The following is a 12,452-nucleotide window of genomic DNA, read 5'->3' as shown; positions in this document are numbered from 1 at the left end:
CCGTCCGTCGGCCGGGGCCGCCGTCCGCTGATCCCCTCGCGCGCCGCCAAGTCTAGGCGCACGTGAGCACGAATCAGAGGTCGCCCCTGGAATCTTGATCGGTGGGCGTAACCTGCCCGACGTGCTGAGGGACCCGATTCTGACCAGCCGCGTCGAGGGCGGGCGAAACGTACCGCTGCTCGTCTGGCGGGCCGACGGGCCCCTGCGGGCGGTCAGCAGCGGCCCGCTGGGTGGTGGCGTCGGCATCCGGCGGTGGGTGCTGAACGCGACCGTGCCCATGTCGTACGACCGGGAAGACCCCGCCGCCCACCTGGCCGCACTCGCCGCGGACCTGGCCCTGGACGGGCCCGGGGTGGGTCTGCTGACCGGCGTCGACGTGACCGAGGTGGTGACCCGGACGGACACCGGGGTGCGGGCGTGGGCGACCGTCGGGCTCGGCACACCGGTGCCCGCCGCCGCGCCGGCCACGGGAGCGCTCAGCCAGCGGGTGGGCACGGTCAACATCGTGGTGTACGTGCCGGCCCGGCTCGCCGACTCGGCGCTGGTCAACGCCGTCGCCACCGCCACCGAGGCGAAGACCCAGGCGATCGGGGAGCTGGGACTGCCCGGGACGGGTACCCCCACCGACGCGGTCACCGTGCTCTGCCCGGTGGACGGGCCGGAGGCCGCGTACGGGGGGCCACGTTCGATGTGGGGCGCCCCGTTGGCCCGAGCCGTCCACGCCGCCGTGCGCGCGGGCGGCGAACGGCCGGTCGTGCCCTGGTCAGACCGGCTGACCGGCTGAACTTCCGACCGATCGGCCCTCGTCGGCGCGTTCCGAGGTCGGTAGGGTCGCGGGCGATGTACGCTACCGCCCCTTTCGCGTCCCGCCCGTTCCGCCGCGTCACCGCCGGCCTCGCGGCGCTGCTGGCCGCCCTGCTCGTCGCCGGCTGCGCCGACAGCGGGGACGCCCCGGTGTGGCAGCCCGGCGCCGGTGGCGGTGGCACGGGCGCGCCGCTGAACACGGCCGGCCCGAAGGCCAGCGGCGGCGCGACGGCCGCCAACGGGGGCGGCGTCATCTCGCTCTCCGCGACCGGCGACATCATCATGGGCAACGCGCCCGGTCGGCTGCCCGCCGCCGGTGGCAAGGGATTCTTCGACTCGGTCACCGGGGCGCTCAAGGCCGACCTGGTCATGGGCAACCTGGAGGAGCCGCTGACGGTGGACACCGGCACCGGCAAGTGCGGGGCCAACTCCACCCGCTGCTTCCAGTTCCGTGCGCCGCCCGAGTACGCGGCGCACCTGCGTGACGCCGGGTTCCGGGTGCTCAACCAGGCCAACAACCACGGTTACGACTACGGGCCGAAGGGCTACCAGAACACGCAGCAGGCGCTGGAGAAGTACGACCTGGAGCACACCGGCGCGCCGGACGAGATCACCGTGGTCGACGTCAAGGGCGTCAAGGTCGCCGTGGCCGGCTTCTCCTCGTACGTCTGGTCCAACAGCCTGGTCGACATCGCCAAGGCCAAGACGGTGGTCGCGAAGGCGGCCACCCTCGCCGATCTGGTCGTGGTGCAGGTGCACATGGGTGGCGAGGGAGCGGACAAGACCCGGGTCAAGCCGGGCACCGAGCTGTTCCTGGGCGAGAACCGGGGCGATCCGGTCAAATTCTCCCACGCCATGATCGACGCGGGCGCGGACCTGATCGTCGGGCACGGGCCGCACGTGCTGCGGGGCATGGAGTTCTACCAGGGGCGGCTGATCGCGTACAGCCTGGGCAACTTCGCCGGCGGCGGCAACTCGCTGAGCAACGCCGGCCGGCTGGGCTGGGGCGGTGTGCTGAAGGTGTCGCTCAAACCCGACGGGAGCTGGAGCGGCGGCTCGTTCACCTCTACGTACATGAACTCGGCCGGCAAGCCGACGATGGACCCGGACGACCGGGGCCTGGGGCTCGTCACCGAGCTGAGCCGAACCGACTTCCCCAGGAGCGGGGCCCGGCTCGACGGGCAGGGCAGGATCACCGCGCCGACCGGCGGTTGACCCGGGAGGAACGTCCGGGGCGCGACGTAGGCTGACCGTCGTGACCAGTAGCCCTCCCGGCGCCAGCGAGACCGACCTCGGGCGCACCCGCCGCGCCCGCAAGATCGGCCGGGTGCTGACCGAGACGCACCCCGACGCGCACTGCGAGCTGGACCACTCCAACGCGCTGGAGCTGTCCGTCGCCACCATCCTGTCCGCCCAGTGCACCGACAAGAAGGTCAACGAGGTCACCCCGAAGCTCTTCGCCCGCTACCCGGACGCCGCCGCGTACGCCGGCGCCGACCGGGGCGAGATGGAGGAGCTGATCCGGCCCACCGGGTTCTACCGCAACAAGACGGACTCGCTGCTCAAACTCGGGCAGGCCCTCGTCGACAGGTACGACGGCCAGGTTCCCGGCCGGCTCGCCGACCTGGTGACGCTCCCCGGGATCGGCCGCAAGACCGCCAACGTCATCCTCGGCAACGCCTTCGACGTGCCCGGTATCACCGTCGACACGCACTTCCAGCGGCTGGTGCACCGGTGGCGACTGACCACCGAGACCGACCCGGTCAAGATCGAGCACGCGATCGGCGCGCTGTACCCCAAGCGCGACTGGACGATGCTGTCGCACCGGATCATCTTCCACGGGCGGCGGGTCTGCCACGCCCGCAAACCGGCCTGCGGGGCGTGCACGCTCGCGAAGCTCTGCCCCTCGTACGGCACCGGCCCGACCGAGCCGGCCGCCGCCGCCAAGCTGCTCAAGGGCCCCCGGGCGCGTGACCTGGCCGTGGCGGCCGGGGTCGACCCGGATCTGGTGCCGCCGCAGGCGGTCGCCGCGGAGGTGCCGTGAACCGCCTGCTCACGGGTGCGGCCACCCGGCGGCTCGCCCTGCTCGCCGTGCCGCTCGCGCTGTTCGTCGGCGGTTGCACCGCCAGCCCGGCCGACGACCCCGCACCCAAGTCGGCCGCCGCCGCCGAACGACCGTCGCCCTTCCGGGACTGCGGCACGTTGAATGCGGCACCGACACCCAGCCCCGGGGCTGTCTCCACCCCGCCGGCCGCGACCACTGCGGCTGTGGACGGGCAGGAGTTGCCGGCGCTGACCCTGGCCTGCTTCACCGGCGGCGCGCCGGTCGCGCTGCGGGACGTGGCCGGGCCAGCCGTGATCAACGTGTGGGCCTCCTGGTGCGGGCCGTGCCGCAAGGAACTGCCGGCCTTTCAGCGGCTCAGCGAGCGGACCGCCGGTCGGCTCCAGGTCGTCGGGGTCAACACCCGCGACAGCCGGAGCGGCGCCCAGTCCATCGGCGAGGACTTCGGCGTACGGTTTCCGATCCTCGTCGACCAGGGTGACGCGCTGCAACGGGAACTGAGGCGCAACGCCTTCCCGCTGACCCTCTTCGTCGACGCGGGGGGTCGGATCCGGCACATCGACGCCACCGGAGCCCTCGACGACGCCTCGCTCACCACGCTGGTACGCCAGCACCTGGGCGTGGCGGCGTGACCCGTCGACCGCCCGGCTGGATCGACCCGCTGCTGAGTCGACTGGGCACGGCCCGCGTCGAGGACTTCACCCGCCTCACCACCCCCGCCGAGGGTGGCCGGGAGAGCGCCGTGCTGGTGCTGCTCGGTGAGCAGCCCGACACCGGACCGGACGTGCTGATCCTGCAACGGGCCGCGACCCTGCGTAACCATGCCGGCCAGCCAGCCTTTCCCGGCGGGGCGGCCGACCCGGAGGACGCGGACGCCCGCGCCACCGCGCTTCGCGAGGCCAACGAGGAGGTCGGGCTCGACCCGGCCAGCGTGACCGTGCTGGCCGAGCTGCCGAAGCTGTGGATTCCGGTCAGCGACTTCGTGGTCACCCCGGTGCTGGCCTGGTGGCACGACCCGCATCCGGTGCACCCCCGGGAGCCCGCCGAGGTGGCCCACGTGGCACGACTGCCGATCCGCGAACTGGTCGACCCGGCCAACCGGCTGCGGGTCCGCCATCCCAGCGGCTGGGTGGGGCCGGCGTTCTCGTCGCGCGGCATGCTCGTCTGGGGCTTCACCGCCGGGGTGTTGGCGGCCCTGCTCGAAATGGGCGGCTGGGCCCGCCCGTGGTCGCCCGGCCGGCTCGTCGACCTGCCGCCCACGGGCGCCACTCCCGCGCCGTCGGCCGGCACCGACGAGGTCGACGAGACCGCCCTGCGCTGACCACCCGGTCACCTTCCGCAAGCGATGGTCATCAGGTGGGCGCGGTGCCCGTACGCTGGACCCCGTGTCCGTCGTGGATCTCGTCCTGCTGCTGCTCATGCTCGTGTTCGCGATCAGCGGATACCGTCAGGGTTTTGTCATCGGCATCACCTCGCTGTCCGGCTTCTTCCTGGGTCTCCTGCTCGGCCTGCAACTCGGGCCGCTGTTCGCCCGGCAGTTCGTCGACGCCGGCACCCGGGTGCTGATCTCACTGGTGGCGATCTTCGGATTGGCGGTGATCGGGCAGGCGCTCGCCGGCTGGCTCGGCTCGCACCTGCGCAAGACGATCACCAGCGACGTGGGTCGGCGCATCGACGACGTCGGTGGGGCCTTCGTCTCGCTGTTCGCGGTGCTCCTGCTGGCCTGGCTGGTCGCTGTACCGCTCGGATCGTCGTCGGTGCCCTGGCTCGCCGCCTCGGTACGCAACAGCGCGCTGATCAGCGTGGTGAACGGGATCCTGCCGGAGGAGGCACACCGGCTCTCGACCGCGTTGGAGGACACCGTCGACACCGACGGTTTCCCGGACGTCTTCGGTGGCCTCGCGCCCACCCGGGCCCGGCAGGTCGAGCCGCCCGACCCGGCGCTCGCGGGCTCCCAGGTGGTGGTCAACGGTCAGCGTTCGGTGGTCAAGGTGCTCGGCTCCGCGCCGAGCTGCTCGCGTCGGATCGAGGGCTCCGGCTTCGTGTACGCCGACGACCGGGTCATGACCAACGCGCACGTGGTCGCCGGCACCCGTTCGGTGGCCGTGGAGCTGGGCGGCGAGCGGTACGACGGCCAGGTGGTGGTGTACGACCCCAACCGGGACCTGGCCGTGCTGTTGGTGCCGGGGCTTCCCGGCCCGTCGCTGCGGTTCGCCGCCGGCAACGCGGGCAGCGGCTCGGACGCCATCGTGCTCGGCTTCCCGCTCGACGGGCCGTACAACGCGCAGTCCGCCCGGGTCCGTGACGTCGACCGGATCAAGGGCCCGGACATCTACTCCTCCGGGGACGTCACCCGGGAGATCTACACGATTCGGGCCCTGGTGCGCAGCGGCAACTCGGGCGGCCCGCTGCTGTCGGCCAACGGCCTGGTGCTCGGTGTCATCTTCGCGGCGGCGGCCGACGACCCCAACACCGGTTTCGCAGTGACCGCCGCCGAGGCCCGCCCGGTGGCGTTGGCCGGTGCCGAGCGCAACCGGGCCGTCGCCACCGGCGAGTGCACCTGAGCGCCGTACCGGATCAGGTGCGGGCCGGCTCGGCGAGCGGCAGCTTCGCGCGTCCCCAGCGCAGTCCCCGGTCCAGGATCGCCCGCGCCATGATCGCGACGCAGGCGCCGCCGTTGAGGAAGGACGCCGTCACGTCGCTCGGGTGGTGCATCCCCCGGTACATGCGGGTCAGCGCCACGCCCACCGGCACCATCAGCAGCAGCGTCCACCAGGCGACCTTCGCGCCGGTGCTGCGCGCCCGCAGGGCCATCAGCACCGCGATGCCGACGTAGAGGGCGACCGCCGCCGAGGTGTGCCCGGAGGGGAAGCTCGACGTGGGCGGTGAGGTGTCCATGTGCTCCACCGCGGGCCGCTGCCGGTCGATCACCATCGTGGTCAGCAGGAACACCAGTGCCTGGGCGGTCACGGCCGCGCACAGGAACAGCGGCTCCCGCCAGCGCTTCAGCCAGAGCCGCAGCGCCAGCGCCGCCAGCACGGTGACCACGACGATCATCTGAGTGCTGGCGAGGGTGCTGAACACCAGCGAGACGTCGTTCCAGCCGCCGGTGCGGTCACCGGCGAACTCCCGGTTGACCGCGTCCTCGACGGTGAACGGCCAGGTTCGGTTCAAGACACGGGTGACCAGCACCCCGAGCAGCACCATGACGCCGAACAGGAGGGACACCGGCAGCAGCACCCGCCGGACGATCTGGACCACGGTGTCGGACATGAGCCGGCCAATACCCGGTCGGCGTCCTCGTCACGCCTCAGGTCGCGTCGGGCTGCCGCTCGACCTCCGGCGCGACGCCGTCACGGGTCGGCCGCACCGGCCGGAGGCCCGTGTGCGCCCGCCAACTGGTGAACGCTGCGGTGGTCGCCGCGACCACCGCCACGCCGAGCAGGCAACCGCCGAGCACGTCGCTGGCGAAGTGCACGCCGAGCACCACCCTGCTCAGCCCGGTCACCAGCGTGACCAGCAACGCGGCGACCCAGAGCGCGACCTGCGCGGCCCCGCGCCGGACGTACGGCAGGAACACCAGCAGCAGCACGCCGGCGGCCAGGGTGGCGTTCAGCGCGTGCCCGGAGGGGAACGAGTAGCCGGCGGCCCGCGCCACCGGGTCGAGCAGTTCGGGCCGGTCCCGGCCGACGAGCAGCTTGAGCAGCGGGCCCATCAGTCCGCCGACGACCATGGTGGTGGTCGCCCAGAGGGCCAACCGGCGGGCCTGTCGGCGCACCAGCCAGATCACCACCAGCAGTACGACGACCCGCAGCGGCATCGGCGCGAACACCTCGCTCCACACCCGCATCAGCACGACCCAGGCCGGATGGTCCACCGCGTGCTCGTGCAGCGCGTCGGTGACCGTCGAGTCCAGCCGGTGCAGCGGCGCCCACGCTCCGAGCACCAGCAGCGCGAGCAGGGCGAACGGCACCAGCACCAGGAACGCCGCCGTCGCCGCCAGGGTCAGCCGCAGCCCCAGCGAGTGGTCCGGGTCGAGGCGACGCCGCCCCCAGGACGGGCGTCGGTCGGTGGCGAGGGTACGGGTGGCGGGCGTACTCATGCGGTCGGTTCTACCCCACCCGCCGGGCAATCAGGCCTGCCCGGTGCGTCGTTCAGCGAGCGCGCTGGCGGAACCGGCGCACCATCAGCGCCGCGCCGGTGACCAGAGCGGCGAAGAGCACGGCGCCGGTCCACAGTCGCTCCGGCGCGGATTCGGCCGGCACGCCCGCCGGTCGTGCCGTCCACCCCGTCTGCTGCCGGGGAGCGGTGAAGCCGAGCGGGTCGCTGCCGGCGCCGCTCACCGGGTCGTCGTCGCCCGAACCGGGCGCCGGCCCGAAGCCGACCACGCCGGGCGAGGTCTGATCGTCCAGCGGGTTGGCGGCGACGGGCGGGACATCCGCGGTCAGCGCGGCCACCGGGTCGACCACCCCGTACCCGAACCGGTCGTCCCGGCCGGTCGGGCCGATGTCCCGGGCGGTGACCACGAGCCGGTTGACCACCTGGCCGGCGGGCATGTCCGGGTAGCGGGACCGGACCAGCGCGGCGGTGGCGGCCACCAGCGGCGCGGCGAAGCTGGTGCCCTGCACCCGCCAGTACCCGTCGGTCGGACGGGCGCCGACCAGGCCGGTGGCCGGAGCGGTGAGCACCGTCGCCCGACCGGTGATCGACCCGGACCACAGGTTGTCGCTGTTGCGCTCCAACCCGGCGACCGCGATGACGCCCGGCTCGCGAGACGGATACCAGGGCTTGGAGTCGGTCGACGTGGCCAGGTTGCCGGTGCACGCCACCACCACCACGTCGCGGACGAACGCGTAGTCCAGAGCCGCGGCCAGGGCCGGGCTGTCGCCACTGCCGCCCAGCGACAAGTTGATCACCCGGGCGCCGTGGTCGACCGCCCACCGGACGCCCTTGGCGACGATCAGCGCGTCGTCGTACTTGTTGCGTTCGTCCAGCACGCGTACCGGCAGGATCCGGGCATCCGGTGCCAGGCCGACCACGCCCCGCTTGTCGTCGTTGCGCCCGGCGATCAGACCGGCGACCGTGGTGCCGTGGCCCACCGGATCGGGACCGGCTCCGCCGGCCGGTCCGACCAGGTCGAGCCCGGGCAGCACCTGACCGGCCAGGTCGGGATGGTTCGCGTCCACGCCGGAGTCGACCACGGCGACGGTCACGCCCCGACCGGTCGAGGTGCGCCAGGCCGTGTCGGCCCGCAGCTCGTCGAGCTGCCACTGCTCGTCACGAACCTGGTCGGTGCGCGAGACGCTGTCACCGGGGGCGAACGCGGCCGACGCGCCGGCGAGCTGCCCGCCGCTGCTCGGCGCGGCGACGGGTGCGGCGCTCGGAACCGCGACAGCGGCCAGCGCCGCCATGCCGAGCAGCGCCCGGCCGGCCCGCCGGGCCACCGCCGGAGCGCTGTGCCGAACCCCAGTCACATCCACTGCCATTCATCCCGACGGAACCATGACGATCGGAGATTACCGGTTTCCCCACGCGTCACGGGGGGAACCGCGGAGACAGGTCACGGTGGCGGCAAATGTGCGAGCTGAACGAGGCGTACGCCCTCTCGCCGGGTGACCAACCGACCACGGCCCGCTGGCAGCGGCCCGGGTCGTACCGGCCCGACGAGCGCGCCCTCCTCCGGACTGCCCGCCATCACCAGTCCGGCGGTGGAGAGTTCCCGCAGCCGCTGCACGATCGGCTCGTACTGGGCCCGACCCGCGCCGCCGGAACGGCGGGCCAGCACCAGGTGCAGGCCGACGTCGCGGGCGTGCGGCAGATGCTCCTCCAGCGCCCGCAACGGGTTCGCCGGCCCGGTCGCCACCAGGTCGTAGTCGTCGACCAGCACGAACAGTTCCGGCCCCGACCACCACGAGCGATCGCGCAACTGCTGCGGCGTGACCTCCGGCCCCGGCGCCCGCCGCTGCAGGTAACCGGCGGCCGACTCGACCAGGTCCGCGGTGTGCGCGGCCGCGGTGCCGTAGCCGATGAGGTGCGGTGTCTCGATCGCGCCGAGCAGGCTGCGCCGGTAGTCCACCAGGATGACCCGGGCCTCCTCCGGCGTGAACCGGGTGGTGATCGACGTGGCGAGCGCCCGCAGGAACGACGACTTGCCGCACTCGGCGTCCCCGAAGACCACGAAGTGCGGCTCGGCCGCGAAGTCGAGGTGCACCGGCCGGAGGTCGGCCTCGGCGACACCGATCGGCAGCCGCAGCCCGGTGGTGGCGGTGAGATCCAGATCGGCGTACGGCAGCACCGGCGGGAGGAGTCGGACCGGAGGCGCCACCGGCCCGGGCCAGCTGTCGGTGATCCGCTCGACGAGCTCGGCGGTGCCCCCGCTCGGCCCCGCCAGTCGCGGGAGCGCGGTCAGGAAGTGCAGGCTCTGGGCCGTCACCCCCCGGCCGGGACGCTCCGGCACGTTCGCCGCGGCCCGCCGGGCGACCAGGGAGTCGGCCGGGTCGCCGAGGCGTAACTCCAGCCGGGAGCCGAACAGGTCCCGGATCGCCGGGCGGAAGTCCAGCCAGCGCAGGGCCGTGGCGACCACGTGCAGCCCGTACGACAGACCACGGGTCGCCAGGTCGGTGACCAGCGGCTCCAGGTCGTCGTACTCGCTGCGCAGCGTGCTCCATCCGTCCACCACCAGGAAGACGTCGCCGTACGGGTCGGCATCCGGCTGATCGGTCGTCGCCGTCGCGGCCCGACGTCGCCGGTACGTGGCCATCGACTCCACGCCCAACTCGGCGAAGCGGCGCTCCCGGTCGGCCAGGAGTGTGGTCAGCTCGCCGACGGTGCGTCGTACGGCGGTCGGGTCGGCGCGACCGGTCACCCCGCCCACGTGCGGCAGGTCGCGTAGCGCCGCGAGGCCGCCACCGCCGAAGTCGAGGCAGTAGACCTGCGCCTCGGCCGGGGTGTGGGTGAGCGCCAACGCGCAGATCAGCGTCCGCAGCGCCGTGGACTTGCCGCTCTGCGGAGCGCCGACCACCGCCACGTGCCCGGCCGCACCGTCCAGGGCCAGCCAGAGCAGGTCCCGGCGCTGCTCCAACGGCCGGTCCACGACGGCCACCGGCACGCCCAGCGCTCCGTGCAGCTCGGGGTTTGCCACGGTGAGCCCGCGGGCCGGGTCCACCTCGACCGTGCCGACCAACTCGTCCAGGGGCGGCGGATCACCGAGCGGCGCGAGCCACACCTGGTGCGCGGGCGGGCCCTGCCCGACGAGCCGGTCGACCAGCAGGTCGAGCAGGGTTTCCCGGCCGGGCTCGTCCTCGGCCACCATGGGCAGGGCCGGTGTCGTCGGCGCGGGCAGCGGTACGGCGTGGGTGGTGAACGTGAGCAGGCGGGCTTCGTCGTCGGCCGGGACGCCGGCCGTGGCGGCCCGGCGGCGCACGGCGCCCGAGACGTACGCGGCCTTGAACCGGGCCAACGGATCGGTACCGGCGCGCAGGTAGCCGTGGCCCGGCGAGCGGGGCAGCTCGTGGGCGTCCGGCACGCCGAGCACCGTGCGGGACTCCAGCGCGGAGAAGGTGCGCAACCCGATCCGGTACGACAGGTGCGTGTCCAACCCGCGCAACCGGCCCTCCTCCAGGCGCTGGCTGGCGAGCAGCAGGTGCACGCCGAGCGACCGACCCAGCCGACCGATCTGCACGAACAGGTCGATGAAGTCGGGCTTGGCGGAGAGCAGTTCGGAGAACTCGTCGCAGATCAGCAGCAGCGACGGCAGTGGGGCGAGCGGGCTGCCGGCGGCTCGCGCCCGCTCGTAGTCGCGCACGCTGGCGAAGTTGCCGGCCCGGCGCAGCAGCTCCTGCCGGCGGACCAGCTCGCCGTTGATCGCGTCGACCATCCGGTCCACCAGGGGCAACGCGTCGGCCAGGTTGGTGATCACGGCGGCGGTGTGCGGCAGCCGGTCGAACGGCGCGAAGGTCGCCCCGCCCTTGAAGTCGACCAGGACGAAGTTGAGCTGCTCGGAGCTGTGCGTCGCGGCCAGCCCCAGCACGAGGGTGCGGAGCAGCTCGGACTTGCCCGACCCGGTGGCCCCGATGAGTAGACCGTGCGGGCCCATCCCGTCCTGGGCGGACTCCTTGAGGTCCAGTTCGATGGCGCCACCGTCGACGCCCACCCCGATCGGCACCCGCAGCCGGTCCCGGGGCGCGCGCGGCGTCCAACCCTGCTCGGCGGTGAAGCTCTCCGGGTCGCCGAGGCCGAGCAGCTCCGGCAGGCCCAACTCGATCTCCAGTGGGGCGTCCGGGCCGCGGGCCGTGCCGGCCAGCCGCAGTGGCGCGAGCCGTCGGGCGACGGCCTCGGCGTCGGCGAGGTCGAGGTGGTCGGCGCTGCCCACCTCGGCGTGCCCCTCGACCGACCACGAGTGCAGCCGCCGGCCGCGCAGCTCGAGCAGCAGCGCGTACCGGTCGAGCAGGCGCGGCGGTGGCGTCTCCAGGTCGAGCACGGTGACCGCGTCGATGCCACCGTCGCCGGTCAGGTCGGTGGCGCCGGTCAGGTCACCGCCGTCGAGGACCACCACCACGTGCGGGCCGTCGGTGGCCGGACCGGCCGGGCTGAACCGGGAGCGGCTGGCCACCACGTCGGCGAGCAGCCGCTCCAGCTCCGCGCCCGACGAGGTCACCAGCCGGGCGGGTCCGAGCGCGTCCGTGCGTCCGGGGTGGTGCGCGTGTGGAAGCCACTTCACCCACTCCCAGGCGGCACGGCGTTCGGGGCCGGCGCAGACCGCGATCAGCAGCTCGTCGGGCGCGTGGAAGACGGCCAGCTGGATCAGCACGGCCCGGGTCAGGGCCTGCGCCGCCGGGTCGCCGGTGGGCGTGGGTGGCCCGCCGGTGGTCGGGCCGCTGCCGGCGGCGCTGCGCACGTGCACCCGGGCGAAGCTGCGCAGGGACAGCGCCACCGGCAGCTCCGGCACCACCGAGTACGCGTCCAGGAAGCGGCGCAGCGCGCCGGCCGTCATCGGCTCCAGCTCCTCGAGCGGCCGGGTGACCGGCGGCACCAGCGGGGTGGCCAGCGTCTGCGGCCCGACGGCGACGCGAACCACGGCGAAGTCCGGGTCGCCGGGGCGGCGTTCCCAGACCCGGCGGCTGTCCACGGTCGACCACAGTCGGCCCGGGTCGGGGTGGCGGTAGTACAGACCCGCGCGCTGCTGTCCGGCGGTCTGCCGGACCCGACGGCGCAGCGTCGCCAGGTGGCGCAGGTACTCGCGGCGAGCCGCCATCATCTCGGACTTCTTCGGGGTGCCCGAGGCGCTGCCCCAGGTGGTCACCAGCATCGCGAGCGAGGAGAGCCCGAACATGCCGCCCACGACGTACGAGTACGCGCCGCCGCCCCGCCCGAACATCATCGCCATCGCCACCGTGCCGCCGAGCATGGGCAGCACCATCAGTGCCTGCTGCCACCGGCCGCCGGCCACCGCCGGGATCTCCGGCGGCGCGTCGACGGGCAGCTCGCCGACGGGGATCTCCGGCGCTGGCCGACGCGGTGGGCGCTTGATGACGACGGTGGACACTCGGCCTCCTGACTGCGCTGGGTAACCCGAGCCTGGCTCATG

Annotated in this window: 10 protein-coding genes; 6 read left to right on the top strand and 4 right to left on the bottom strand. The window is 73.7% G+C overall.

The annotated features are described in order from the left end of the window. The first annotated feature begins 121 nt into the window (after positions 1 to 121). The 6 genes from AB0B55_RS19510 (at position 122) to AB0B55_RS19485 (ending at position 5,430) form a co-directional block, all read left to right on the top strand. Positions 122 to 784, top strand: coding sequence for an adenosylcobinamide amidohydrolase (locus AB0B55_RS19510; RefSeq protein ID WP_357132820.1), 663 nt, complete (start codon positions 122 to 124; stop codon positions 782 to 784). A gap of 56 nt (positions 785 to 840) precedes the next feature. Continuing rightward, positions 841 to 2,019: a CapA family protein gene (locus AB0B55_RS19505; protein ID WP_357172642.1), complete on the top strand. Its 1,179-nt coding sequence runs from the start codon at positions 841 to 843 to the stop codon at positions 2,017 to 2,019. A gap of 40 nt (positions 2,020 to 2,059) precedes the next feature. Then, positions 2,060 to 2,848, top strand: coding sequence for an endonuclease III (nth, locus tag AB0B55_RS19500; protein WP_357132816.1), 789 nt, complete (start codon positions 2,060 to 2,062; stop codon positions 2,846 to 2,848). Positions 2,849 to 2,853: 5 nt separating this feature from the next. Continuing rightward, the gene (locus AB0B55_RS19495) at positions 2,854 to 3,498 is read left to right on the top strand and encodes a TlpA disulfide reductase family protein (RefSeq protein WP_357132969.1); all 645 of its coding nucleotides are present in this window, start codon (positions 2,854 to 2,856) and stop codon (positions 3,496 to 3,498) included. Further along, positions 3,495 to 4,187, top strand: coding sequence for a CoA pyrophosphatase (locus AB0B55_RS19490; RefSeq protein WP_355052513.1), 693 nt, complete (start codon positions 3,495 to 3,497; stop codon positions 4,185 to 4,187). Before AB0B55_RS19495 ends, AB0B55_RS19490 begins: the two co-directional genes overlap by 4 nt. Before the next feature lie 64 nt (positions 4,188 to 4,251). Continuing rightward, positions 4,252 to 5,430, top strand: coding sequence for a MarP family serine protease (locus AB0B55_RS19485; RefSeq protein WP_357132813.1), 1,179 nt, complete (start codon positions 4,252 to 4,254; stop codon positions 5,428 to 5,430). A gap of 13 nt (positions 5,431 to 5,443) precedes the next feature. On the opposite strand, the gene AB0B55_RS19480 is transcribed toward AB0B55_RS19485, so the two are convergent. From AB0B55_RS19480 to eccCa, 4 genes are all read right to left on the bottom strand, one after another. Then, complete coding sequence (locus AB0B55_RS19480) at positions 5,444 to 6,139, bottom strand: phosphatase PAP2 family protein (RefSeq protein WP_357132811.1); 696 nt, start codon at positions 6,137 to 6,139, stop codon at positions 5,444 to 5,446. A 37-nt stretch (positions 6,140 to 6,176) separates the two neighbouring features. Next, positions 6,177 to 6,968 (bottom strand): phosphatase PAP2 family protein, encoded by a 792-nt coding sequence (locus AB0B55_RS19475; RefSeq protein WP_357132809.1) that lies wholly within the window; start codon positions 6,966 to 6,968, stop codon positions 6,177 to 6,179. A gap of 52 nt (positions 6,969 to 7,020) precedes the next feature. Beyond that, complete coding sequence (gene mycP, locus AB0B55_RS19470) at positions 7,021 to 8,352, bottom strand: type VII secretion-associated serine protease mycosin (protein ID WP_357132807.1); 1,332 nt, start codon at positions 8,350 to 8,352, stop codon at positions 7,021 to 7,023. Between the two features lie 74 nt (positions 8,353 to 8,426). Further along, complete coding sequence (gene eccCa, locus AB0B55_RS19465) at positions 8,427 to 12,410, bottom strand: type VII secretion protein EccCa (RefSeq protein WP_357132805.1); 3,984 nt, start codon at positions 12,408 to 12,410, stop codon at positions 8,427 to 8,429. Between the last annotated feature and the right edge of the window lie 42 nt (positions 12,411 to 12,452).

Origin of the sequence: Micromonospora sp. NPDC049107, assembly GCF_040648595.1 — a bacterium.
GTDB lineage: Bacteria > Actinomycetota > Actinomycetes > Mycobacteriales > Micromonosporaceae > Micromonospora.
This window is presented reverse-complemented; position numbering and strand designations above follow the sequence as displayed.